A 24,100-nucleotide genomic window follows, 5' to 3' on the forward strand; every position below is an offset into this window, starting at 1 on the left:
CTAGTCGACGGCCGCCGCCGGCGCCCGTGCCGGGATCACGGTGTCGACGATGAGTGCCAGCTCCCGCCGATTCGGCGGTTCCCCGGTGAGCAGGAAGTGTTGGTTGATCAACGCCGGACCGATCCGCGCGGTCAGCGGGGTGATCGTGGCCGGGTCGATGTCGCCGGAGTCGACCGCGGCTTGCAGGATCGATTCGATGATTTTCAATCGCGGGCTCACGACGGCGTCGGCGAAGATGGCCCGCATCTCGGGTTCGTGGAGCAGCTGCTGGACCACGTAGAGGCCCGGAAAGTCGGTCTTGCCGGCCAGCATGTCGCGGTGGGAGGTGAACATCGCCAGCAGGTTGTCCCTGGCCGGGCGGCCCGACCGCGGCTCGGGGACCGGCGGCAGCGCGAAAACCAGCGCGGCGTGCACCAGCTCGCACTTGGTGGCCCAGCGACGGTACAGCGCCGCCTTGCCCGTGTGGGCGCGCGCCGCAATCCCTTCCATCGTCAGCCCGCCGTAACCGACTTCGGTCAGTTCGGCCAACGTGGCCTCATAGAGGGCACGTTCCAGGACTTCGCCCCGCCGGCGGCTGCGGCTGCCGTTGTGGGCTGGTGTGAGCTGGGCCATTACTCGATAGTAGCCGTCCGCGTTCCTATTCACCGCGGCCAGGTGGAACAACGGCTATCAACTCGGTGCCGCGGGTAGGGTGCGTCCATGCCTGAGACCCCGCGGCTGCTGTTCGTCCACGCGCATCCCGACGACGAGAGCCTCAGCAACGGGGCCACCATCGCCCACTACGCCGCCCGCGGCGCACAGGTAAGCGTCGTCACCTGCACCCTCGGCGAGGAGGGCGAGGTCATCGGCGACCACTGGGCCCGGCTCGCCGTCGATCACGCGGACCAACTCGGCGGGTACCGAATCGGTGAGCTAACCGCGGCGCTGCGCGAGCTCGGCATCGGCGGACCGACCTATCTCGGCGGCGCGGGCCGCTGGCGCGACTCCGGGATGGCCGGGACCGCAAAGCGGCGACAGCAGCGGTTCATCGACGCCGACGAACGCGAAGCGGTCGGGGCGCTGGTCGCGATCATTCGCGAGCAGCGGCCCCACGTCGTGGTGACCTACGACCCCAACGGCGGCTACGGGCATCCCGACCACATCCGCACCCACACGGTCACCTCGGCCGCCGTCGCGGCGGCGGGGACCGGCGACTACCCCGGCGAGCCATGGACGGTCCCGAAGTTCTACTGGGCGGTCATCGCGGCGAGCGCTTTCGTGGCGGGCTGGCGCGCCCTGCAGCCCGATGATCTGCTGCCGGGGTGGACGATCCCGCCCGCGGAGGAGTTCGACTTCGGATATGCGGATTCCGATATCGACGCCGTGGTCGAGGCCGGCTCGGACGCGCTCGCGGCCAAGTCGGCGGCGCTCGCCGCGCACGCCACCCAGGTGGTGGTCGGCCCGACCGGTCGAGTGTGTGCCCTGTCGAACAACATGGCGCTCCCGATACTGGCGCAAGAGCATTACGTGCTGGCCGCGGGATCCGCGGGAGATCGCGATGAGCGCGGCTGGGAGACGGATCTACTCGCGGGACTGGGTTTCAACGGATTCGGCACGCGGTAGGCTGCCAACCAGGCAGCCACGGAAGGAATTCGCATGGACCCCGACCTGGACCCTAACCTGCAGCACTGGCAGGACCGCCTGGACAGCCTGCAGTGGGTACTCGGCTCCATCCTCTCCAATATCGACAGCGTCCCGACCTGACCGAAACCAGGCCGCGCGCCGCGTCTGTCGAAGACAGCGGCACGACAGACCCCGCTATTCGCGTCGTTGTCCTGGCGCTGTTGGCTGTCGACGGGGTGTTGTCCGCACTAGCCGGGGCTCTGCTGCTGCCGTTCTATATCGGCACGGTCCCCTTTCCCATCAGCGGATTGATCAGTGGATTGATCAACGCCGCCCTGGTCTGGGCCGCGGGGCGCTGGACGAGTTCGCCACGCGTGGCCGCGTTGCCGCTGTGGACGTGGCTGCTGACGGTGGCCGCGATCAGCATGGGCGGTCCCGCCGACGACGTCATCCTGGGCGGCAAGGGGTTGATGGCATATGGGGCGTTGATCCTGATCGTGCTGGGCGTGGTGCCGCCGGTATGGGTGCTGTGGCGGTACAGCATGCACCGCTGAGCGTTGACGAGATTCCGGCCGGGAATGCGAGCGCGGGCCGGGCGGCGCCTGGCGCTACTGTTGCGCAAAGGGCACCCGCCATGGTTGCCAAGCTTCCAAAAATGTTGGGACGCGTGGATGAAATTCGATCGTGGGGAAGTTACACAAACGTGCCACTGACACCGGTGCCTCCGGAGCCCACCGCTCTGCCTAGCCCCGTCATTCCGCCCAAGGCCAGTCGGTCGGCGCTGCGGCGGGTGTTGCGGCGGGCCCGGGACGGGGTCGCGCTGAACATCGACGAGGCGGCCGTCGCGATGACCGCGCGCGGAGCGGACCTGGCCGACTTGTGCGCCAGCGCGGCGCGAGTGCGGGACGCGGGCCTGGAGTCGGCCGGTCGGCGTGGCCCCGGCGGCCGGTTGCCGATCACCTATTCGCGGAAGGTGTTCATCCCGGTCACTCACTTGTGCCGGGACAGCTGCCACTACTGCACATTTGTCACGGTTCCGGGCAGGCTGCGCGCCCAGGGCATCGGCATGTACATGGAGCCCGACGAGATCCTCGACGTAGCCCGCCGCGGGGCCGAACTCGGTTGCAAGGAAGCGCTATTCACGCTGGGGGACCGGCCCGAGGACCGCTGGCCCGAGGCGCGCGACTGGCTCGGTGAGCGGGGCTACGACTCCACCCTGTCCTACGTGCGGGCGATGGCGATCCGAGTGCTGGAGGAGACCGGTCTGCTGCCCCACTTGAACCCCGGGGTGATGAGCTGGTCGGAGATGTCGCGGCTGAAGCCGGTGGCACCGTCGATGGGCATGATGCTCGAGACGACGTCGCGGCGGCTGTTCGAGACGAAAGGGCTGGCGCACTACGGCAGCCCGGACAAAGACCCGGCGGTTCGGTTGCGCACGTTGACCGATGCGGGCCGGCTGTCCATTCCATTCACCACCGGACTGCTCGTGGGTATCGGGGAGACGTTGCCCGAACGGGCCGACACCTTGCACGCGATTCGCAAGTCGCACAAGGAGTTCGGGCATGTTCAGGAAGTGATCGTGCAGAATTTCCGGGCCAAGGAACACACCGCGATGGCCGGCTTCCCCGACGCTGGGATCGAGGATTACCTGGCGACGGTGGCGGTCGCGCGATTGGTGTTGGGCCCCGGCATGCGCATCCAGGCGCCGCCGAATCTGGTGTCGCGCGAGGAGTGCCTGGCACTGGTGGCCGCCGGGGTCGACGACTGGGGCGGGGTGTCGCCGTTGACGCCCGACCACGTCAACCCGGAACGGCCCTGGCCCGCCTTGGACGAGCTGGCCGCCGTGACCGCCGAAGCCGGATACGACTTGGTGCAGCGGTTGACCGCGCAGCCCAAATACGTCCAGGCGGGCGCCGCGTGGATCGACCCACGGGTACGGGGACACGTTGTGGCGCTGGCCGATCCGGCGACCGGCCTCGCCCGCGACGTCAATCCGGTCGGCATGCCCTGGCAGGAGCCCGACGATGTCGAGTCCTCCGGCCGGGTCGACCTCAACGCGGCGATCGACTCCGAGGGCCGCAACACCGAGGCGCGCAGCGATCTCGATAGCGCCTTCGGCGATTGGGAATCGATCCGCGCGCACGTGCACGAGCTCGCCGCGCACGCCCCCGAGCGCATCGACACCGACGTGCTTGCCGCGCTGCGGTCGGCCGAACGCGATCCCGCCGGCTGCACCGACGACGAGTACCTGGCGTTGGCGACGGCCGACGGTGCCGCACTGGAAGCGGTTGCCGCACTGGCCGATTCGCTACGTCGTGACGTGGTCGGCGACGACGTGACGTTCGTGGTGAACCGCAACATCAATTTCACCAACATCTGCTATACCGGCTGCCGATTCTGCGCATTCGCGCAGCGCAAGGGCGACGCCGACGCGTACTCGTTGTCCACCGACGAGGTCGCCGACCGCGCCTGGGAGGCACACGTCGAGGGCGCGACCGAGGTCTGCATGCAGGGCGGGATCGACCCCGAGCTGCCGGTCACCGGCTACGCCGATCTGGTGCGCGCCGTCAAGGCCCGCGTCCCGTCGATGCACGTGCACGCGTTCTCCCCGATGGAGATCGCCAACGGCGTGACCAAGAGCGGGTTGAGCGTCCGCGAGTGGCTGATCAGCCTGCGGGAGGCCGGGCTGGACACCATCCCCGGTACCGCCGCCGAGATCCTCGACGACGAGGTGCGCTGGGTGCTCACCAAGGGCAAGCTGCCGACGTCGATGTGGATCGAGATCGTGACCACCGCGCACGAGGTGGGCCTGCGGTCGTCGTCGACGATGATGTACGGGCACGTCGACAGTCCCCGGCACTGGGTCGGACATCTCAATGTGTTGCGCGAAATCCAGGACCGCACCGGCGGCTTCACCGAGTTCGTGCCCCTGCCGTTCGTGCACCAGAGTTCGCCGCTGTATCTGGCCGGCGCGGCCCGTCCCGGGCCCACCCATCGCGACAACCGGGCGGTGCACGCGTTGGCGCGGATCATGTTGCACGGCCGCATTTCTCACATCCAGACCAGCTGGGTCAAGCTCGGTGTCGCGCGCACGCAGGTGATGCTCAACGGCGGCGCCAACGACCTGGGCGGCACGCTGATGGAGGAGACCATCTCGCGGATGGCCGGCTCGGAACACGGCTCGGCGAAAACGGTGGCCGAGCTGACGGCGATCGCCGAGGGCATCGGCCGCCCCGCCCGGCAGCGCACCACCACCTATTCGCCGCTCGCCGCGTAGGTGTCGGAGGCAGCGGGTATACCCGAGGCCGTGAAACGACAGATCGATACCGACCGATTTCCCGAATGGCAGCCCTTCGCGGACGCCGTGCAGCAGCGCCGCCCGGATACCGGGACCTGGTGTGAAGCCTGGACGGTACGCGACATCGTGGCCCATCAAGCCGGGAACGCCGAGGAGCTCGCCCGGGTGCTGGGCGCACACCTGGAAGGCGAACCCGTCGGCACCCGCAGTTTCGAAGAACGGGAGGGCCCCCTGCGGGCGCTCAACGATGCCGACCTGTGGGATGCCCTGCTCGACCGCATGGCCACCCTGAACGAGGTGGCGGTCGCCGCCGAAGGCGTTCCCGCCGACACCGATGTCGCCTGGACCGGACGCACCATGAAGGTGCCCTGGTTCGCCGAGCACATGCGCGAAGAACTCGTCCTGCACGGCTGGGACATCACCGGCGACTGCGATAAGAGCGTCGCCTTCCAGACGGCGCTGGCGGCGCCGTGGATGACGACGCACAGCGTCGTCGCGGTGGGACGCCCGCTGCTCGCCAAGGGCGCCAAGGAGCTGGGATCCGACGAGCGAATCGAGGCCAGGCTGCGAGTTCCCGAGACCGACGACGTCGTCCTCAGCGCGGACGCGGACCACACCACAGTCGGCTTCGCCGACGCGGTGGGTCCGGCCACACTCGAAACCGATGCCGCAGCACGCGTTTTGCTGCTGTGGGGCCGCCGACCCGGCGACCCGTCCAGGATCTGCAGCCGCGTCGGCGCCGAAACCTTGGGTCGCGTGCGCCGACTACTCAGCGGCTACTGAATTGCCTGGGCCTGTCGGCTCAGTAGTTGTTGCAGACGCCCGCGACGTTCTCGATGGTCCCCATGAACTGCGCGGCCTGCGGCATGGCCCGAATCTGCGCGGCCATCTGCTGGCGCTTCGGCGGCGGCGCGGCCAGGAACTGCCGCAAGTAGTTCTGCGCCACCGGCGATGAGTTCAATTGCGCGGCAGTTGCCGGATCCGTCGCGTTAAGCGCCGCCATCACCTGCCCGTAGTTACAAGTCGTGTCGACGATCGGATCCGCGGACGCGACCCCGGTGGCAGCGCTCAGCGCCACTGCCACGCCGCCAACTGCGGCTGCCAACTTACCCAACGACAGCGTCATCATTTATCGGACACCTTCCCCAGTTATGCACCGCTGTTGACGGCGATGACATCTCTGCCCAGCGGTTTGCCGTCCTTTGCGAGGCTACCAGGCGCCGCGGGCGTTCCCTTCCGCGTGACTATTCGTACGCCGCCGCCCGAATGTAACTATGGGCAGGTCACCGGCTTGGCGGCGTTCGTCATCGCCGACACACGCTAAACCAACTCACAGCTTTGACCCCGCGAATTCGGCACGGACCGCGGCCGTGCTTTGCTATGCGACTAGGTTTATAGAACGCCAGTCCTCCAGTGCGTGCCCGGTAGTTGACGTGTATGTGCAACGTCTAGTATCAGTAACCGAAAGCTTTGCGTATTGCGGGGCCTGGAGCGCCGCGGCGAGGCAAACGGCAGCCCACACCGAGCAGTACATGGAGGAGACCTTGAGGAGACGTCCGTGACGTACACGATCGCCGAGCCTTGCGTCGACATCAAAGACAAGGCATGCATCGAGGAGTGCCCCGTCGACTGCATCTACGAGGGTGCTCGGATGCTCTACATCCACCCCGACGAGTGCGTCGACTGCGGGGCCTGTGAGCCCGTCTGCCCCGTCGAAGCGATCTACTACGAAGACGATGTGCCCGAGCAATGGAGCCAGTACACGCAGATCAATGCGGACTTCTTCGTTGAGCTGGGCTCGCCGGGCGGCGCGGCCAAGGTCGGCATGACCGAGAACGACCCGCAGGTGGTCAAGGATCTGCCGCCGCAGGGCGAAGGCGACTGAGCGGGCCGGTGCCGCGTAAGCCCGGCATGGCCCGGCTTGTTTCGGCGTCCCTGCCGGAATTCCCCTGGGACACCTTGGCCGACGCCAAGGCGCTGGCCGGGGCCCATCCCGACGGCATCGTCGACCTGTCCGTCGGCACTCCGGTAGACCCGGTCGCCACGGTGATCCGGGAGGCGCTGGCGGCCGCCAGTGCGGCGCCGGGATACCCCGCAACCGCCGGCACCGCGAACCTGCGGGAATCCGCGGTCGCCGCGCTGGGTCGCCGCTTCGGCATCACCGGGCTGAACGAGTCGGCGGTGCTGCCGGTAATCGGGACCAAAGAGCTGATCGCCTGGCTGCCAACCTTGTTGGGTCTGGGCGCCGCCGACGTGGTTGTGGTGCCGGAGCTGGCCTACCCCACCTATGAGGTCGGCGCCCGCCTGGCTGGAGCGCAGGTGCTGCGCGCGGACTCGCTGACCCAGCTCGGCCCGCAGTCACCGGCGTTGTTTTACCTGAATTCGCCGAGCAACCCGACCGGGCGCGTGCTCGGCCTCGACCACCTGCGCAAGGTGGTCGGATGGGCGCGTGAGCGGGGCGTCGTCGTGGCTTCCGACGAGTGCTACCTGGGCTTGGGCTGGGACGCCGAGCCGCTGTCGGTGCTGCACCCGTCGGTCTGCGACGGCGACCACACCGGGCTGCTGGCGGTGCATTCGCTCTCCAAGAGTTCGTCGCTGGCCGGCTATCGGGCGGGTTTCGTCGCGGGGGATCCGGGGCTCGTCGCCGAGCTCCTGGCGGTGCGCAAGCACGCCGGGATGATGGTCCCGACGCCGGTGCAGGCCGCGATGGCGGCCGCGCTGGATGACGACGTCCACGACAAGCTGCAGCGCGAGCGATACGCCCGGCGGCGGGCCGCGCTGGCGCCGGCGCTGCGCTCCGCCGGGTTTGTCATCGACCTTTCCGAAGGCGGCCTGTACCTATGGGCCACCCGCGGCGAGCCCTGCCGGGACAGCGTCGCGTGGTTCGCGCAGCGCGGCGTCCTGGTCGCACCCGGCGAGTTCTACGGCCCCGGCGGTGCCCGGCACGTGCGCGTGGCGCTGACCGCCACCGACGAGCGCATCGCGGCCGCGGTGGACCGGCTCACCGCGCCGCCCGGGGCCTGATCGCCGCCCGGCCACGAATATGGCCGGTCCGCCTGCCGCGCGGCCGGGGCGGGCGGCAGAATGCATCGAAGGCGCTCCGACCTCGGGTAAGGATGTGGTTGTGACAACTTCGGCTGGCAAGCTGCGGATCCCGGTGTCAATAGGGGACCTGGCCAAGCGTGTCTTTCTGGGCAAGCCGCTGATCACCGAGGAGTTGGCATCCGAGAAGCTATCGAATCCGGTTGCGCTGGGAGCGCTTTCGCCCGACGCGATCTCGTCGACCGCTTACGGGCCCGAGCAGATCCTGATCGAACTGCTGCCGCGTGCAGGGCTGGCGGCGTTTGTGTTGTTGCTTCCCATCACGGGCGTCATCTTGCTGATTCTGGTGTTGGTTGCCGCGTCGTATCGGCAGGTCGTCATGGCCTATACCCGAGCCGGCGGTTCCTACATCGTGGCGCGGGAGAACTTCGGGCCGCGGGTGGCGCAGGTCGCCGCCGCGGCTCTGTTGATCGACTATGTGGTCACCGTGGCGGTGCAATCCGCAGCCGGGACGGTGGCGGTGGTATCGGCGATCCCCGTCTTGGGTCCGCACAGCCTGCAAATCACGGTCGCGGTGGTGCTGGTCATCTGCTACCTGAACCTGCGCGGACTGAGGGAGGCGGGCTGGCAGTTCGCATTCGCGACCTACTTCTTCGTCGTCATGATCGGCCTGATGATCGTGGTCGGTATCCTTCGCGTGACATTCGGCGATCTACCGGTGTACGACCCCGCGCACCTGCCGGGCACGGTGCCAGTCCAGCAGGGTGGCGGATTGGTGATGGGCGCGACCGTCCTGACGTTGCTGCGCTCGTTCGCCAATGGGGGCTCGTCGCTGACGGGGGTCGAGGCAATCTCGAACACCGTCGATGTGTTTCGAAAGCCGCAGGGCCGCAACGCGCGTCGAGTGCTCACCGCTATGGCCACTATTCTCGGCTTCTTACTGGCCGGTGTCGCCTATCTCGCCTACGTCACCCATGCCACACCGTATGTCACCGAGTATCCGTCGGTCCTGTCGCAAATCGGGCGCGCGGTGTTCGGTCACGGTGTAATCGGTGACATCCTCTATATTCTCGTCCAGACATCCACCGCTGCCATCCTTTTCACGGGCGCAAACACCAGTTTCAACGGATTCCCTGCGCTGGCCAGCTTCGTCGCAGAAGATCGATTCCTGCCGCGCCAGCTGACGAAACGCGGTCACCGCCTGGTGTTTTCGAACGGAATTATCGCGTTGACGGCGCTCTCGGTAGCCTTGCTGATTATCACCGGGGGGTCGGTCAACGCGTTGGTCCCGTTCTACGCGATCGGCGTGTTCACCGGGTTCTCGATGGCCGGTTACGGAATGACCAAACATCATCTGACGCACCGGGAATCGGGTTGGCGACGCCGCCTGGCGATCAACCTTTCCGCGGCGATCCTGTCGACCATCGTGGTCGGCATCTTCGCGGTCGCTAAGTTCACCGAGGGCGCGTGGTTGGTCGTCGTCGTCTTCCCGGTACTGGTTTTCGTGCTGATGCGACTCAACCGCGAATACCGTGCCGAGGCGGCCATTCTCGAGATGTTCCGCACCGACCGCCCGGAGTTGGTGAAGTACGCGCGGCACAAAGTTTTCGTGTTTGTGAACTCGGTCGACCTCGCGGTCATCGAAGCGCTGCGCTACGGCCGGGGGCTGCGCGCCGACGAGCTTGTCGCCGTGCACTTCATGATCGATGAAGCCCATGCGCAACTGATCCGAAAGCGTTGGGATCACTTTGAACTCGACACGCCACTGCGGGTGGTGGACTGCCCGGACCGGCGGATCACCCGGGCTGCGCAGATGCTGGTCGCCAAGGCGCGCGACGAGCAGCGGAACACCAATGTGACGGTGTTGCTGCCACGTCGCACGTATGCGCCGCTGCTGGGTCGGCTGCTGCACGACCGCACCGCGGACAAGGTCTCCCGCGCGGTCAGCCTGATCCCGGATGCCGCGGCGACGATCGTGCCCTACGACGTGCAGTCGCGAATCCAGCAGGCATACCCCGATAACTTCGAGCAACGGATCGCGCGCGAGCTCGAGAAGGTGGAGGCCTGGGTTAACGAGGACGAAGAGGAGAAGGTCGAAGCGTATGAACACCCCGACCCTGGGCCGTCGGTGATTACGGTGGCGGGACTAATCCCCGGCCAGCGCGCCACCTTCGAAGGACGGGTGAATCAGGTCGAGGACGTCAATGAAGGTAGGCGGACCCGGCGGCAGGTCGTCATCGGCGATAACAGCGGCGAGATCAGCGTGACGTTCCGTCCAGGACATGGGGGCGCAGACATCCAGCCTGGGCAGCTGTTGCGGATCACCGGCAAGCCCAAGCAGACCGGCAACCGGCCCATGTCGTTGGTCGACCCGACATATCAGGTGATTGAGGACCCGGCGAAGGCCGGCAGAGCCGGCGATTCGGGGGAATCCGGGGAACAGAAAGGACAGGCGTGAAACGACTGGCAGCCGTATTGATCTCGGTGTTGAGCTTCGCATTCACCGCCAATGGCTACCGCCCGCTGACAAAGCGGCCGTACGGCGCCATGTATGCGTTCGGCTACGGCGTTTTCGCGTCGGAACTTCCGATGCAATCGCTCGGCGTACAGTTCGCGGCGCTGGCGTCGGTCGCACGCGGCCTGCCGCCGCGGGTACGCCGATTCAGCTGGCTGCTGTCGGCGCTGTCCTGGCTCGGGCTCTTGGGTCTGCGCCACGTCGGGCGCAATGCCAACGAGCCGCTGACCGCCGCGCTGGATGCCGGGCTGGGTCACGATCGTCGCACCGAGTCGGGCGATCTGTGGCGGCGGCCCGCGCCCGGCGGCGCGACCGCGAAGAAACCCGGTGTGGCCCGAATGCTGCGGATCTATCGCGACTACGCGCACGACGGCGACATCAGCTACGGGGAGTACGGCTCGCGCAATCATCTCGACATCTGGCGACGGCCCGACCTCGACCGCGGCGGTCGCGCCCCGGTGCTGCTGCAGGTCCCCGGCGGCGCGTGGGTGACCGGAAACAAACGGGGACAAGCACATCCGCTGATGAGTCATCTGGCCGAGCTCGGCTGGATCTGTGTCGCGATCAACTACCGGCTCAGCCCGCGCTCCACCTGGCCCGACCAGATCGTCGACGTCAAGCGCGCGATCGCGTGGACCAAAGAGCACATCGCCTCCTACGGCGGCGACCCGGACTGGATCGCGATCACCGGTGGCTCGGCCGGCGGGCACCTGTCGTCGCTGGCCGCGCTGACGCCGAATGATCCGCGGTTCCAGCCGGGTTTCGAGGAGGCCGATACACGGGTGCACGCGGCCGTTCCGTTCTACGGGGTTTACGACTTCACCCGAAACGACGACTCCATGCATCCGCTGATGGTGCCGATGGTGGCGAAGCAGGTATTCAAGCTGAGCAGGACGGAGATAGCCGAGCCCTTTCGCATCGCCTCGCCGATCACACACGTCAGCGACGATGCGCCGCCGTTCTTCGTGCTGCACGGGACCAACGACTCGCTGATCCCGGTCGAACAGGCCCGCAGCTTTGTCGCGCGGCTCACCGAGGTCAGCCGCCAGCCCGTCGTCTATGCCGAATTACCGTACGCACAGCACGCTTTCGACATCTTCGGGTCGGCCCGCGCGGCACACGCCGCGGTGGCCGTCGAGCAGTTCCTCGCCGAGATCTACGCGAAGCGTGCGGTTTCGGTATAGGCGCCATTAAGCGCTGACACCCCAATGGAATACGCGGGAGGTCAGCAGCACTATCCCCAGCGAGACCGCCGCGACGACGACGAGCCCGATGACGGCCACCAGGAGCGGCCGCCATCCGGTCCGCGCGATCTGCCGGATGTCGGTGTTTAGGCCCACCCCCGCGAACGTTAGCAGGAACGCCCACTTCGAAACGGCGGCCAGGTTCGCGGTTTGGCCCTTGGTCAGCCAGCCTGCGGTCGCGATCGCCGAGACCGCCAGAAAGCCGAGCACGAACTTCGGGAACTTCTGCCAGACGAACTCGGCCTTGGCTTTGGCGCCGCGCGCGATCTCGTCGGCTTGGCCGCGCGCAGCCCAATACAGCGCGAAGCCGAGCACGACGAACCCGATCAGCGCGTTGCGGGTCGACTTGACCAGCACGGCGATCTTGCCGGCGTGGTCGGAAAACAGGTAACCGGTGGCGGTAGTTTCCGCGGTGTTGTCCACCGCCAGGCCCGCCCACAGCCCGAACTCCCGATCGGTCAGCCCGATCGCGTGCCCCAGCGGCGGCAACACGAACAGCGCCACCGCCCCCAGCGCCAGGATCGCCGCGATGGCGTAGCCGACGTCGGAGTTGCGCGCCCGGATCGCGCCCTTGGCGGCCACGATCGCCGACACCCCGCAGATCGACGTACCGATCGCCAACAGCGAACCGAGCTTGCCGGATAACCCGAAGGCGCGCGCCGCGACGATGATGATGGTGCCCGCGACCGCCATGTCGACCAAGATCTGGAGCAGGCTCAGCCCGCCGAGTTTGGCGACGTCACCGAGCACGAAACGCGCTCCGAGCACGACGATCCCGGCCTTGAGCCAAAACTCGTATGTCTGCACGCCCGGTCGAAATATCCGGTGCAGTCCGGCGGTGTTGGCGATGACAAGCCCAATCACGATGGCCCACAACACGTATTCGATATCGGGCACCCGCCAGTGTTCGTGCTTGGCCAGTGCGTTCCACCAGATCTGGGCGTATTTGCCGAGCAGCCCCACGGCGATCAGCAACACCACGCCGGGTACGTAGTCCAGCGGCCGGCGGCTGGTGAAGGCAGGCTCGTCCAGCGTCGCTTCGCGTTCGAGTCCGGTGGTGCTCACGCGATCACCACGGAATCTTCGGCAGCGCGTCGGCCACCGCCAACGCGACGATCACGCCGGCGACCAGGGTCGCCCACCAGTCCACCGATATCGAGCCGGCTCGCTCGCGCCAATCACCCACGCGCTCACATTTGCGTGCGCGGCCTCGGCGGCCAAGTGATTAGATCGTGGTGAATCTAGCGGGCCGGCGGGCGCGGGCTGCGTTCGTTGAGCAGATCGATGACCCGCGCGGCGAGGTCGTCGATGCCGGCGCTGGTGGTGTCGAGCAGCAGGTCCGGATTCTCCGGCGCCTCGTACGGGGCATCGACGCCGGTCATGCCGGACAGCTGGCCGCTACGGGCGCGCGCGTAGAGGCCCTTGGGATCCCGCTTTTCGCACTCGGCCAGCGAGGTGGCGACGTAGACCTCGATGAAGGGCAGCTTGGCGGCTTCGTTGAGGGCACGCGCGATTTCGCGGTCCGACTTCAGCGGTGACACCAGTGATGCCAGCGCGACGACGCCCGCGTCAGCCAGCAGCCGAGTCAAATGCCCGACCCTCCTGATGTTTTCGGCGCGGTCGCCGGGGGAGAAGCCCAAATCGTCGGACAGGCCGTGGCGCAGGTTGTCGCCGTCGAGCAGGTACGCCACCCGCCCCGACTCCACGAGCGCGCGCTCGACGGCCACCGCGATCGTCGACTTGCCCGACGCGGGCAGTCCGGTGAACCAGATCGTCGCGCCGGGCTGTCCGGTGGCCCGCCACCGGTAGCCGCGGTCCAGCGACGACGGATGCCAACGGATGTCGGTGCGCGGATGCGCGCCCGGCTTGACCTCCCGTGCCTCGACGATGGTGCCGGCGCCAACGGTGTCGTTGGTGGTCTCGTCGATCAGGATGAACGCGCCGCTGTCACGGTTGTCGGTGTACCTGTCGGCGATGACGACCGAGCTGGTCCGCAGCGTGATGGTGCCGATGTCGTTGAGCGCCAGTTCAACCGGGCCGTCGAGCTCGTCGAGCGTCTCGGGGTCCAGCCGCGTGTGCAGCGCCTGCACGGTTGCCCGCACGGTCTTGGTGGTTTGTTTGAGGGCCAGCCGATCGCCCGCGCGCAGCGGTGAGTCCACGAACCAGCACACGGTCGCGTCGAGCTCCCGGGCCAGTACCGGCGGAACCGCATCCTCGGCACCACTGACGAAGACGTCGCCGCGGCCCACGTCGATGTCGTCGGCCAGTTCGATCGAAACCGACAGCGGGGCAACGGCAGTCGTGCGTTCGTCGTCGAGGGTGTCCACGCCGGTGACTGTCGAGCGGGTGCCGGCGGGCAGCGACACCACCGGGTCACCGACGCTCAGCGTTCCCGCCGCCAGGCGCCCGGTATAACGACGGCGCACGTCGGCGGTCGGTCGGGACACCCACTGCACGGGGAGGCGCAGCCGTGCCGGCTCGGCCTGCGGCGCGGCCAGTTCGATGCCCTCCAGGTACTCGAGCAACGTGGGGCCGCCGTACCACGGGGTGCGCTCGGAGCGGTGGACGACGTTGTCCCCATGCTTGGCGGCGATTGGAATGACGGTGATGTCCACGCCGCCGAGGCGTGCCGCCAACTGTCGCAGCTCGTCAGAAACCCCGGTGAACTTGCCCTGGTCGAAGTCGATGAGGTCGATCTTGTTCACCGTCGCGACAAAGTGCTTGATGCCCAACAGCTTTGCGATGCGGGCGTGCCTGCGGGTCTGGCGCAACACCCCGGCGCGTGCATCGACGAGCAAGATGGCGACGTGCGCGTTGGAGGCACCGGTGAACATGTTGCGGGTATAACGCTCGTGGCCCGGGGTGTCGGCCAGGATGTAGCTGCGAGTGTCGGTGGCAAAGAAGCGGTAGGCGACGTCGATCGTGATGCCCTGTTCGCGTTCGGCGCGCAGACCATCCGAGAGTGCGGCCAGATCCGCGATACCCTCGGTGTCGGTGACCGCTTCCAGGTGGTCCAGCGGCAGGCTGTCGGTGTCGTGCAGGAGCCGTCCGATCAGGGTGCTCTTCCCGTCGTCCACGGAGCCCGCGGTGGCGATGCGCAGCAGCTGGCGCGTTATGCCCTTGGGAGGCAAGGGCTTTTCTGAACCGTTCGTGCTCGTCATCAAAAGTAGCCTTCTCGCTTGCGGTCTTCCATCGCGGCCGCCGACGTGCGGTCGTCGGCGCGCGTCTCGCCGCGCTCGGACACCGTCGCCGCGGCGATTTCGGCGATGACCCGGCCGATGTCGGTGGCCGTGGAGCGCACCGCCCCCGTGATCGTCAGGTCGCCGACGGTGCGGTAGCGCACCCACTCCACGGCGGAGCTTTCGCCCGGCCGCGGTCCGGCGTACTGCGACACGGCCAGCAGGATCCCGTCGCGTTCGAACACCTCGCGTTCGTGGGCGTAGTAGATCGACGGGAGTTCGAGATTCTCCAGCTCGATGTAGCGCCACACGTCGAGTTCGGTCCAGTTGCTCAGCGGGAACACTCGCACCTGCTCGCCCTTTTTGATGCGGCCGTTGTAGAGCGACCAGGGCTCCGGTCGCTGGGCGCGGGGGTCCCACTGGCCGAACTCGTCGCGGAAGCTCAGGATCCGCTCCTTGGCGCGGGCCCGTTCCTCGTCGCGGCGCGCGCCCCCGAAGGCCGCATCGAAGCCGCCGGCGTCCAGCGCGTCGAGCAGCGTGCGCGTCTGCGCCCGGTTGCGCGACGCCCCCGGACCCGGGTCGGGCACCCGCCCGCTGTCGATGGATTCCTGCACCGAGGCGACGATCAGCTTGTGCCCGTGGCCGGTGACCCTGCGGTCCCGGAATTCGATCACCTCGTCGAAGTTGTGGCCGGTGTCGACATGCATCACCGGAAATGGCAGCGGCAGCGGCCGAAACGCCTTTTCCGCCAGCCGCAGCAGCACTATCGAGTCCTTGCCGGCGGAAAACAGCAGCACCGGGCGCTCCAGCTCAGCCACGACCTCGCGGATGATGTGGACCGCTTCGGCCTCCAGCAGGCGCAGTTCGTCGACGCGCCGTGCCCCGTTCGTGCTAACCGCCATTGAGCAAGACTAACCGTAGGGAAAACCTATGGAACACGGTGAATTACGTTCATGTTGAACATAATTCTTGTCCTTCGCCGGCCGCTCTCGTGCCGCGGTTGGCGGGTGAATACCCGAAGCCCCCGACAAGTCGTACACTCCTCGCATGACCGAGCTGCGGGTGGGTGTAGCAGACCTGCAGATCATGTCCGCCCGGTGGCAGACGCAGGCCGCCACGCTGGGCGTTAGCGCGCCACGGACGCTGGGATTGTCGTGTCAGCCTAGCGCGCTGGCCGTCGACGCGGGGCATGTCGCGGTAGCGGCCGCGGCGACGTCGCTGAGGACGAGGGTGCAGACGGGTGCGACGAAAGTCGCCGAAGCCGACACTCGGTATGTCACCAATGAAGCCAATTCGTCGGCGAGACTCGCCACAGTGGCCCGCTAGAACCGGTGTAGCGATGGCGGCCGTTGGCGGATCGTTTCCGAGTTTGTCCAAGCTTTTGGACTGGCCCACCGAGCATCTCACCCAGGCGGCCGACTCCTGGACATCGACCGGCAATCAGTGGGATGAAGTCTTCACTCAGATCTGGCGCGACAGCGTAGCGGTCGAGTGGAGCGGCCATGCTGCCGAGGCGCTGCACGGCCGGACCGCAGGCGACAAGGCAAAAGTCAGCGGGTTAGTTGAGCAGTTGCACACGGCGGCCACCGTCGCTCGCACCGGTGCCTCCGAGCTCTACGCGGCCAGATCCCGAGTGCGGTACGCGGTTGAGGACGCCGAGGACGCCGGGTTCGAGGTCGGTGACGATTTCGCGGTTACTGATCGCTGGAGCGGCGGATCCTCCGCCGAACGCGCGGAAAGGCAGGCCCAAGCAGAAGCGTTTGCCGCCCGTATTCGCCAAAGCGCCGTGCAACTGGTCGGCATGGATCAGCAGATTGCGAGCAGAACCACCAACGCCCTGAACGGCATCGCGAATATTACGTTCCCCGAAGATGATCCGACCACCACGACCACGACGCCGCCCCCAACTCCGAAGTGCGATCCCGAAGACGTCGCAAAGTTACATCGGGAAGTAGACGATTTCGATCGCCGGTGGACCGATTTCGAACGCCGAGTCAACGAGCACAACCTCAAACCGCACGAATTCGATATCAACGATCCGGTTCAGCGCGAGGCCGCCGCCAAATACCAAAAAGAAACGGAAGCCCTCAAGGCCGAGGAGGATCGCCTCATGCGGGAGAGGGACAAACTTCGCCAAGACGTCGTGACGTGCGGAATCAAGATCATCAATGGCCAGGTGCAGTGGCCGGATGGATCGACAAGCCCGAGCCCGACCACGACCCCGGCGCCAACCCCGACACCAGCCCGCTGAGTTGCGTCGGCAAGTGCGGGTTCCACCACGGATCGGCGGCAACGGGCTTCGTATCGGCTTGCTGGCACTGACCGCGATCATCGCGGCACTCGCCGGGTTCGTGGTGTACGACCACCAGCAGGCCCGGCGGCCGTCGGACGGCAACCCGCATCCCGCGCGAACCCAGTCGCAGACCGTGCTGCCGTTCACGGGCCTCTCTGGACCGGAAGGGCTGACGGTCGATTCGGCCGGCGACGTGTATGTCGCCGACGGCGCCAACAACAGGGTCGTGAAGATAGCGCCCGAATCGGGGGCGCAGCAGGTGCTCCCATATGCGGGCCTCAACAAACCTTTCTCGGTGGCGGTCGATTCGGCCGGAAGCGTGTACACCTTCGACAAAAACGATCGGGTGGTGGAATTGGCCGCGGGGCACAACACCCAGCGGGTGCTGCCGTTCGCCGGCCCCGAGTCACCCACGGGCATGGCCGTCGATTCGGCCGGCAACCTCTATGTCTCACAGTGTCTTCTGCACCGGGTGGTCAAGCTGGCGGCGGGATCGCACACCCAGGAAGTGTTGCCATTCGCCGGACTCGCCTGCCCCGGAGGGCTGGCGGTCGACCCCGCCGGCAACGTCTACGTCGTCGAGCAACTCACGGACCGGGTGGAGGTATTGGGCGCCGGTTCCGCGGACCGGCGGACGCTGCGCTTTCCGGACCTGTTCAACCCTGCCGCGATTGCGGTCGATTCCTCCGGCAACCTCTATGCGACCCAGTCTTTTGAGCATAAGGGCTCTCAGGTAATGGAATTGGGGACGCGGACCGGCCTGCACCGGGTGCTCCCGTTCACTGGTCTCGATGGCCCGAGCGGTGTCGCGGTTGATTCCGTCGGGAGCGTCTATGTCACCGACCACGGCAACAACCGGGTGGTGAAATTGACCGCTGGCTAGTGCCCGGGCGGACTCACGCCGAGCGCTCCAGCACCCGCAACCCAAGCGAAAACAGTAGTCGCACATCGGGATCGGCCAGGGACGTCGACAATAGCTTCTCGATCCGCCGCACCCGATAGCGGACGGTGTTCGGATGAACTTGCAGCCACTGCGCGGCGGCGCCGATGTCACCGAAACTGTCCAGGTAGGCCCCCAGCGTCTCGGCCAGCACCGCATCGCGCGCGAGCAGGTCGCGTATCCGCGGATCGACCAGCCGCTCGTCGGCGCCGACCAGGGTGACAATCTCGTCGAGCAGAACGGTCGTACGCGCCTCGGCCAGCGACGTCACCTGACCGATCGAAATCGGGTGTCGCTCAGCGCTGTCGAGCACCCGGTCTACCTCGATGCGTGCCGCGGCGGCCTCCGCCAAGCTCGCGATCGGCGCGGCGATGGCGGCCCGCAGCTCGACACCGAGCTCGGTGCGTAGTGCGCCGATGGTGCCGCGGACCCACGAGGTGACCGACCGCGTCGTCGCGGTCTGCGGCAGCAGCACGTAGATCCGTGAGCCGTTCGACGCGACCTGGGCGTCACGACGAAAAGCGCTGGCGCTCAACGCCAAGACGTCAGGCAACCGCGCATGGCGGGCATCGGCGTCCGCGGTGTCCCAGCCGATCACCGCGGCGCTCCCGTGCGTCGCGAGACCGAGTTCGGCCGCGACGGCGGCCACGTCGGCCGGTTCGGCGTCGGTCAGGCCCAGAACCTGCTGCACCCGCCGCGCATGCGTGGACGGCCGCGCCAGCAGCCGCGACATGATCCTGGCGGCGAGCACCGCCGCGCCCCGCAGCATCTCCTCGGCGTCGTCGGCCAACGGCTGCGACCCTTGTTGCACCCAGATCGTGCCGGCGAACGCGGGCGGCTTGCGCGGCCCGGGTTGATGGATTCCGATGGCCAGCCGCGGCCGCAGACCCAGCTCCGGGCGCTCGGCGACGCGCACCACTTCGTCGCTGGATCGCAGCGCGTCGAAGATGCCCCACTGGCCGATCCACTCCAAATGCTCGGGCGGGCCGGCGCGCCCCAGGATGGAAAGGCGGCGCAGCTCGTCGGCTTCGTCGTTGGAGGCCGAATAGGCGAGCACGTGCGACTGGGCGTCTTCGATGCTGACCATGCCGTGGATGCGGTCGGCGAGTGACTGGGCCAAGCCGAAGAGGTCCGTGCCCGAGTCATCCACCGCGTCGCCGCGGTCGCCGTGGTGTTCCAGGACGTGATTGACCAACTGGTAGAGCCGTTCCCACCGGGCCCGCGGCTCCACGGCGACCACCGCCGACCCGGCCTCGACCGCCCTGGTCACCAGCGCGTCCGACGGTTCCTTGACGAAAATCGCCACCGCCGCCCGCTCGCGCGCCTGATTGTCGACCCACCGCAGGGCCTCGTCGTCGGTCACTCCCAGCAGGAAGAACACGTCGGCCGATCCGGCCGCGGCCGCCAGGCCCAGTCGCACATCGTCGGAATCGATCAGCGCCGTCGAGCCCACCGGAAGGTCCAGGCCGCGCGGCGCGTCCACCAGGCTGACCAGGGTCGCGTCCAGCGCCAGCAGCAGCTGACCCAGCCCGACACCAGGAACCCGCATGTTGTCCGATTCTACTATCAAGAGGGCCTGATGTTGTCTGATCAGCCAACACAACGCCGGGCCGCGCCGAGGATCCTGGCAACATGGACGCGATCACTCAGGTCCCGCTGCCGGCCAACGAGCCGGTCCACGACTATGCCCCGCAATCGCCAGAACGCACTCGCCTACGTGCCGAATTGGCCGCTCTGGCCGACCACCCGATCGACCTCCCGCATGTCATCGGCGGCAAACACCGCATGGGTGACGGCGAGCGCATCGACGTCGTCCAGCCGCACCGGCACGCCGCGACGCTGGGCACCCTCACGAACGCCGTGCACGCCGATGCGACCGCCGCCATCGAGGCCGCGACCGCGGCGAAATCCGGTTGGGCGGCAATGCCGTTCGACGAGCGTGCCGCGATATTCCTGCGCGCCGCGGACCTGCTGGCGGGGCCGTGGCGGGAGAAAATCGCCGCCGCGACGATGCTCGGCCAGTCCAAGTCGGTCTATCAGGCCGAGATCGACGCGCCCTGCGAGCTGATCGACTTCTGGCGCTTCAACGTGGCGTTCGCCCGCCAGATCCTGGCCCAGCAGCCGGTGAGCGGACCCGGGGAGTGGAACCGCAGCGACTACCGCCCGCTCGACGGCTTCGTCTACGCGATCACGCCGTTCAACTTCACCTCGATCGCGGGCAACCTCCCGACGGCGCCGGCGCTGATGGGCAACACCGTGGTGTGGAAGCCGTCGATCACCCAGACCCTGTCGGCGTACCTGCTCATGCAACTGCTCGAGGCCGCCGGGTTGCCGCCCGGGGTGATCAACATGGTCGCCGGCGACGGCTTCGCGGTTTCCGATGTGGCACTGGCGGATCGGCGGCTGGCGGGCATCCACTTCACCGGATCGACCGCCACCTTCCAGCGGCTGTGGTACCAGGTCGGCACCCATATCGGTCACTACCACAGCTATCCGCGCTTGGTCGGCGAGACCGGCGGCAAGGACTTCGTGGTCGCACACGCCTCGGCGCAGCCGGATGTGTTGCGCACGGCCTTGATTCGCGGAGCCTTCGACTATCAGGGCCAGAAATGCTCGGCCGCGTCGCGGGCCTTCATTCCCCATTCCGTGTGGCAGCGGATGGGCGACGACTTCCTGGGCGAGACGGCCGCGCTGCGCTACGGCGACATCACCGACCTGACCAACTACGGCGGCGCGCTCATCGACCGGCGCGCCTTCCTCAAGAACGTCGACGCCATCGAGCGAGCCAAGGGCGCGCCGGCCATCACCATCGCCGTGGGCGGCGAATACGACGACAGCATCGGGTATTTCGTGCGCCCGACCGTGCTGCTGTCCGACGATCCGACCGACGAATCGTTCGCGACCGAGTACTTCGGCCCGCTGTTGTCGGTCCACGTGTATCCCGATGAGCAGTACGAGCGCATCCTCGAGGTCATCGACACCGGATCTCGCTACGCGCTGACGGGCGCGGTCATCGCCGACGACCGCGAGGCCGTGTTGAGAGCGCAGGACCGGCTGCGGTTCGCCGCCGGAAACTTCTACGTCAACGACAAGCCGACCGGCGCCGTCGTCGGGCGTCAGCCGTTCGGCGGGTCACGCGGCTCGGGCACCAACGACAAGGCGGGATCGATGCTGAACATGTTGCGCTGGACGTCGGCACGCACCATCAAGGAGACGTTCGTCCCGGCGACGCGGCACACCTACCCACACATGGCGCCCGACTGATGGCCGGCTTTTTCGCGCATACCGTGCGACCGACGCTGCTCGCGGCCAGCCGGGCCGAGGGCTTGCGCCGCGCGGTCGAGCGGTCCGCGATCACCCGCAAAGTAGTGCGCCGCTTCGTGCCTGGTGACACGCTGGAGGCTGCCCTGGATATCGTTGCCGCACTGCGGGATTCCGGTCGCTACGTCAGCATCGACTACCTGGGCGAAAACGTCACCGACTCCGACGGCGCCGCGGCGACCGTGCGGGAATACCAGCGGCTGCTCGATTCGCTGGGCCGACGGGCCGATACCCCGAGCGGTCGGGTGCGGCCGCTCGAGGTGTCGCTGAAGCTGTCGGCTCTTGGGCAGGCGCTGGAGCGCGACGGGGACAAGATTGCGCTGGAGAACGCGCGTATGATCTGCGAGCACGCCGAGCGCGTGGGCGTCTGGGTCACCGTCGACGCTGAAGACCACACCACCACCGATTCGACGTTGTCGATTTCGGGTGATTTGCGCGTCGACTTCGATTGGCTCGGCACGGTTTTGCAGGCCTACCTGCATCGCACGCTCGGCGATTGCACGGACCTGGCCGGCGCGGGGGCGCGAGTTCGATTGTGCAAGGGCGCATATGACGAGCCGGCGTCGGTGGCCTATCGTGCCGTTGGAGACATCGCCGATTCCTACCTGGCCTGCCTACGGGTGTTGATGTCCGGGACGGGCTACCCGATGGTGGCCTCGCACGATCCGGCAATCATCGATGCGGTTCCCGCGCTAGCCGACGAAACTGGCCGTGGTGCCGGCGATTTCGAATACCAAATGCTGTACGGCATCCGCGACGCGGAGCAGCGACGGCTCGCCGATGACGGCAACCAGGTCCGGGTGTACGTGCCGTTCGGCGCGCAGTGGTACGGCTACTTCATGCGGCGCCTGGCCGAACGGCCGGCCAATCTGACCTTCTTCCTGCGGGCGCTGGCCCATCGTGGTCGTTGAGTGTGCATTTAGGCACGCGTGTGTGCGCTCAGGCCGTCGTGGTCGCACACTCGACGGAGAGTCTCTAACCGCGGCGCGGCCGTCCACGCTCGCTGGCGAACCCACGGACCACGTGTGCGCGCACGAACTCCGCCACCACGTCGGGGTCGTCCATGTCCAATGTCGACGACGGCGTGCTGAACAGCGAAAAAAGTATGCGCGCAAACCATTCACCCGCGGCCTCGACGTCGAGATCCTTGCGCACCTCACCGGTGAGTTTGGCCGCCGAGAGATGGGGTGCAAAGAAGTCGACGCATTCGCGCAGGAGGACGGCGGCGTCCTTGGTGAGGAGCAGGCTGATCGCTTCCTCGTCGAAGTACTCCTCGGAGGCGATCGCCCGCCGCGCCTGGGTCACGAACACCGCGGCATGGCTGAGCTTTTCCTCGAGCGAGGCACCCCGGTCCATGGCCTTGGACATCTCGCGGTAAAACTGCTCGGAAGCGTGCTCGGCGCAGGCTTCGAGGACCGCGCCCTTGTCGCTGAAGTACTCGTAGATGGTGCTTCGGGATACGTTGGCCGCCTTGGCAATATCGACAATTGTCGTTTTCTGGAGGCCGTGCTTGCGAAAGCATCCATAGGCGGACTCGATAATGAGCTCGCGGGTGTCCAACTCGGTGGCTTGGGTCATGGCACCAACGCACCTCTCGGCACCAGCCCGGCGTCGGCGGAGGCGAACGCGGCGTTGACATCGGTCAGACGAAACGGCTTGGGCATCAGCCGGTCGAACGGAAAGCTGGTGTGCTGCAGGAAGGACAGGCCGGTCGCCAGCGTGACAGGGTCGTAGAACGACACACCGCGGATGGACTTGTTGCCGTACACCAGCGCGCTGGGGTCCATCTCGAAAGTTCGGCCCATACCGACATTGCCGACCTCGAGCAGCGTGCCGCCGTTGTTGAGGAAGCCGACGCCATCGGGAATCACGCCGGGTATACCGACGACTTCGAGCACCCAGTCGGCGCCGATGCCGTCGGTGTACTTGTGCACCTGCTCGGTTACTTCCCAGGTCGAGATACCGTTGGCGTCGATGCATTGCGTGGCACCGAAATCCGCTGCGACGTCCAGGCGTTCAGCGAGCTTGTCGATGACGATCACCTGCGCCGCGCCCGCCGTGCGCGCGACGGCGGCGGCATTGATGCCCAGCCCGCCCGCGCCCTGGATCACGACAGTGTCGCCCAGCCGGACTTCGCGCAGTGCGAACAACACCTGGGCCAGAGCGCAATTCAGTGGCGCGACGGCCTCGTCGGGCAGCTCTTCGGGGACCTTATACAGCGGCTGCCGGCGGGTCGTGTAGTAGTACTCGCCGTAGGCCGCGACGAAGTGCGGTGTCTGCTCGTGCGTGCGGTATTCACCGGCCATTAGGTTCTGGCAGGCATACGACCTGCCGCGTACGCACGCATGACACTGTCCGCAGAACCAGAAGTACGGTGTGACAACGCGGTCACCGACCGCCAGCGGTTGGCCGGTCGCGTCAGCCGTCAGTCCCCCGCCGAGTTCGGCGATCTCGCAGACCATCTCGTGGCCCATGGCGAAGGGACACGGCAACGGCAGCTCACCGCGAAAGATGTGCAAATCGGATCCGCAGATGCCGGCCATGCGCAACTTGAGCGCGGCGGTGCCCGGCGCTGGCGTGGACAACGGAAACTCGGCCAGCTCGATCGGTCCGCCATACGCGGTCAACAGCGCCAGCTTGGGCATGACGGTCCCCCTCTCGTGTGC

21 protein-coding genes are annotated in these 24,100 nt (G+C 67.2%); 13 read left to right on the plus strand and 8 right to left on the minus strand.

Translation table 11 applies throughout. From position 1 onward, the window contains the following. The gene (locus A5747_RS20805; protein WP_076127800.1) at nucleotides 1–612 is read right to left on the minus strand and encodes a TetR/AcrR family transcriptional regulator; all 612 of its coding nucleotides are present in this window, start codon (nucleotides 610–612) and stop codon (nucleotides 1–3) included. An 87-nt stretch (nucleotides 613–699) separates the two neighbouring features. Here A5747_RS20805 and mshB point away from each other — a divergent pair, with 87 nt between their 5' ends. From mshB to A5747_RS20825, 4 genes are all read left to right on the plus strand, one after another. Further along, nucleotides 700–1,602 carry an N-acetyl-1-D-myo-inositol-2-amino-2-deoxy-alpha-D-glucopyranoside deacetylase gene (gene mshB, locus A5747_RS20810; RefSeq protein ID WP_076127803.1) on the plus strand — a complete coding sequence of 301 codons (903 nt, stop codon included), beginning with the start codon at nucleotides 700–702 and terminating at the stop codon, nucleotides 1,600–1,602. A 92-nt stretch (nucleotides 1,603–1,694) separates the two neighbouring features. Further along, nucleotides 1,695–2,156 (plus strand): hypothetical protein, encoded by a 462-nt coding sequence (locus tag A5747_RS20815; RefSeq protein WP_076127805.1) that lies wholly within the window; start codon nucleotides 1,695–1,697, stop codon nucleotides 2,154–2,156. A gap of 101 nt (nucleotides 2,157–2,257) precedes the next feature. Then, entirely contained in the window at nucleotides 2,258–4,879 is a 2,622-nt protein-coding gene (locus A5747_RS20820) for a bifunctional FO biosynthesis protein CofGH (protein WP_076127913.1), read from the plus strand. Between the two features lie 30 nt (nucleotides 4,880–4,909). Further along, a complete protein-coding gene (locus A5747_RS20825) occupies nucleotides 4,910–5,683 on the plus strand; it encodes a maleylpyruvate isomerase N-terminal domain-containing protein (protein WP_076127915.1) in 774 nt (257 codons plus the stop codon). A 19-nt stretch (nucleotides 5,684–5,702) separates the two neighbouring features. Here the strand turns inward: A5747_RS20825 and A5747_RS20830 are convergent, their stop codons facing one another. Continuing rightward, complete coding sequence (locus tag A5747_RS20830) at nucleotides 5,703–6,026, minus strand: hemophore-related protein (protein ID WP_076057822.1); 324 nt, start codon at nucleotides 6,024–6,026, stop codon at nucleotides 5,703–5,705. A 432-nt stretch (nucleotides 6,027–6,458) separates the two neighbouring features. Here A5747_RS20830 and fdxA point away from each other — a divergent pair, with 432 nt between their 5' ends. The 4 genes from fdxA to A5747_RS20850 all read left to right on the plus strand — a co-directional run bounded on the left by fdxA (nucleotide 6,459) and on the right by A5747_RS20850 (nucleotide 11,641). Next, entirely contained in the window at nucleotides 6,459–6,785 is a 327-nt protein-coding gene (gene fdxA, locus A5747_RS20835; RefSeq protein WP_007168467.1) for a ferredoxin, read from the plus strand. Between the two features lie 26 nt (nucleotides 6,786–6,811). After that, on the plus strand, nucleotides 6,812–7,924 hold the full coding sequence (dapC, locus tag A5747_RS20840) for a succinyldiaminopimelate transaminase (protein WP_076127807.1): 1,113 nt from the start codon (nucleotides 6,812–6,814) through the stop codon (nucleotides 7,922–7,924). A 100-nt stretch (nucleotides 7,925–8,024) separates the two neighbouring features. Continuing rightward, nucleotides 8,025–10,400, plus strand: coding sequence for an APC family permease (locus A5747_RS20845; RefSeq protein WP_076127809.1), 2,376 nt, complete (start codon nucleotides 8,025–8,027; stop codon nucleotides 10,398–10,400). Next, nucleotides 10,397–11,641: an alpha/beta hydrolase gene (locus A5747_RS20850; protein ID WP_198938231.1), complete on the plus strand. Its 1,245-nt coding sequence runs from the start codon at nucleotides 10,397–10,399 to the stop codon at nucleotides 11,639–11,641. Before A5747_RS20845 ends, A5747_RS20850 begins: the two co-directional genes overlap by 4 nt. Nucleotides 11,642–11,647: 6 nt before the next feature. On the opposite strand, the gene A5747_RS20855 is transcribed toward A5747_RS20850, so the two are convergent. From A5747_RS20855 to cysD, 3 genes are all read right to left on the minus strand, one after another. Then, entirely contained in the window at nucleotides 11,648–12,766 is a 1,119-nt protein-coding gene (locus A5747_RS20855) for a YeiH family protein (RefSeq protein ID WP_076127814.1), read from the minus strand. Nucleotides 12,767–12,942: 176 nt separating this feature from the next. After that, nucleotides 12,943–14,862: an adenylyl-sulfate kinase gene (gene cysC / locus A5747_RS20860; protein WP_076127817.1), complete on the minus strand. Its 1,920-nt coding sequence runs from the start codon at nucleotides 14,860–14,862 to the stop codon at nucleotides 12,943–12,945. Further along, on the minus strand, nucleotides 14,862–15,782 hold the full coding sequence (cysD, locus tag A5747_RS20865) for a sulfate adenylyltransferase subunit CysD (protein WP_076127820.1): 921 nt from the start codon (nucleotides 15,780–15,782) through the stop codon (nucleotides 14,862–14,864). Before cysD ends, cysC begins: the two co-directional genes overlap by 1 nt. Before the next feature lie 145 nt (nucleotides 15,783–15,927). Here cysD and A5747_RS20870 point away from each other — a divergent pair, with 145 nt between their 5' ends. Genes A5747_RS20870 through A5747_RS20880 form a run of 3 tightly spaced genes read left to right on the plus strand, consistent with a single transcriptional unit; the run spans nucleotide 15,928 to nucleotide 18,056 of the window. Further along, entirely contained in the window at nucleotides 15,928–16,206 is a 279-nt protein-coding gene (locus A5747_RS20870) for a hypothetical protein (protein WP_076127822.1), read from the plus strand. A 13-nt stretch (nucleotides 16,207–16,219) separates the two neighbouring features. After that, nucleotides 16,220–17,131: a hypothetical protein gene (locus A5747_RS20875; protein ID WP_076127825.1), complete on the plus strand. Its 912-nt coding sequence runs from the start codon at nucleotides 16,220–16,222 to the stop codon at nucleotides 17,129–17,131. A gap of 13 nt (nucleotides 17,132–17,144) precedes the next feature. Next, nucleotides 17,145–18,056, plus strand: a complete 912-nt coding sequence (locus A5747_RS20880) for an NHL repeat-containing protein (protein ID WP_158070283.1) — start codon at nucleotides 17,145–17,147, stop codon at nucleotides 18,054–18,056. Between the two features lie 13 nt (nucleotides 18,057–18,069). Here the strand turns inward: A5747_RS20880 and A5747_RS20885 are convergent, their stop codons facing one another. Then, nucleotides 18,070–19,662: a CdaR family transcriptional regulator gene (locus A5747_RS20885; RefSeq protein ID WP_076127829.1), complete on the minus strand. Its 1,593-nt coding sequence runs from the start codon at nucleotides 19,660–19,662 to the stop codon at nucleotides 18,070–18,072. Nucleotides 19,663–19,745: 83 nt separating this feature from the next. Here A5747_RS20885 and pruA point away from each other — a divergent pair, with 83 nt between their 5' ends. Next, entirely contained in the window at nucleotides 19,746–21,377 is a 1,632-nt protein-coding gene (gene pruA, locus A5747_RS20890; RefSeq protein ID WP_076127831.1) for an L-glutamate gamma-semialdehyde dehydrogenase, read from the plus strand. Then, entirely contained in the window at nucleotides 21,377–22,345 is a 969-nt protein-coding gene (locus tag A5747_RS20895) for a proline dehydrogenase family protein (protein WP_076127833.1), read from the plus strand. The genes pruA and A5747_RS20895 overlap by 1 nt, the downstream gene beginning before the upstream one ends. Nucleotides 22,346–22,409: 64 nt before the next feature. On the opposite strand, the gene A5747_RS20900 is transcribed toward A5747_RS20895, so the two are convergent. Beyond that, a complete protein-coding gene (locus A5747_RS20900; RefSeq protein ID WP_076127835.1) occupies nucleotides 22,410–23,012 on the minus strand; it encodes a TetR/AcrR family transcriptional regulator in 603 nt (200 codons plus the stop codon). After that, nucleotides 23,009–24,079 (minus strand): zinc-binding dehydrogenase, encoded by a 1,071-nt coding sequence (locus tag A5747_RS20905; protein ID WP_076127838.1) that lies wholly within the window; start codon nucleotides 24,077–24,079, stop codon nucleotides 23,009–23,011. Before A5747_RS20905 ends, A5747_RS20900 begins: the two co-directional genes overlap by 4 nt. Between the last annotated feature and the right edge of the window lie 21 nt (nucleotides 24,080–24,100).

The organism is Mycobacterium sp. IS-836 (genome assembly GCF_001954275.1).
Classification (GTDB): domain Bacteria; phylum Actinomycetota; class Actinomycetes; order Mycobacteriales; family Mycobacteriaceae; genus Mycobacterium.

Excerpts from the sequence above, each read along its gene's own strand:
- A5747_RS20805 (WP_076127800.1), bottom strand. The coding sequence starts at position 612 with ATGGCCCAGCTCACACCAGCCCACAACGGCAGCCGCAGCCGCCGGCGG.
- mshB (WP_076127803.1), top strand. The coding sequence starts at position 700 with ATGCCTGAGACCCCGCGGCTGCTGTTCGTCCACGCGCATCCCGACGAC.
- A5747_RS20820 (WP_076127913.1), top strand. The coding sequence starts at position 2,258 with ATGTTGGGACGCGTGGATGAAATTCGATCGTGGGGAAGTTACACAAAC.
- A5747_RS20830 (WP_076057822.1), bottom strand. The coding sequence starts at position 6,026 with ATGACGCTGTCGTTGGGTAAGTTGGCAGCCGCAGTTGGCGGCGTGGCA.
- dapC (WP_076127807.1), top strand. The coding sequence starts at position 6,812 with ATGGCCCGGCTTGTTTCGGCGTCCCTGCCGGAATTCCCCTGGGACACC.
- cysC (WP_076127817.1), bottom strand. The coding sequence starts at position 14,862 with ATGACGAGCACGAACGGTTCAGAAAAGCCCTTGCCTCCCAAGGGCATA.
- cysD (WP_076127820.1), bottom strand. The coding sequence starts at position 15,782 with ATGGCGGTTAGCACGAACGGGGCACGGCGCGTCGACGAACTGCGCCTG.
- A5747_RS20870 (WP_076127822.1), top strand. The coding sequence starts at position 15,928 with ATGACCGAGCTGCGGGTGGGTGTAGCAGACCTGCAGATCATGTCCGCC.
- A5747_RS20875 (WP_076127825.1), top strand. The coding sequence starts at position 16,220 with ATGGCGGCCGTTGGCGGATCGTTTCCGAGTTTGTCCAAGCTTTTGGAC.
- A5747_RS20885 (WP_076127829.1), bottom strand. The coding sequence starts at position 19,662 with ATGCGGGTTCCTGGTGTCGGGCTGGGTCAGCTGCTGCTGGCGCTGGAC.
- pruA (WP_076127831.1), top strand. The coding sequence starts at position 19,746 with ATGGACGCGATCACTCAGGTCCCGCTGCCGGCCAACGAGCCGGTCCAC.
- A5747_RS20895 (WP_076127833.1), top strand. The coding sequence starts at position 21,377 with ATGGCCGGCTTTTTCGCGCATACCGTGCGACCGACGCTGCTCGCGGCC.
- A5747_RS20900 (WP_076127835.1), bottom strand. The coding sequence starts at position 23,012 with ATGACCCAAGCCACCGAGTTGGACACCCGCGAGCTCATTATCGAGTCC.
- A5747_RS20905 (WP_076127838.1), bottom strand. The coding sequence starts at position 24,079 with ATGCCCAAGCTGGCGCTGTTGACCGCGTATGGCGGACCGATCGAGCTG.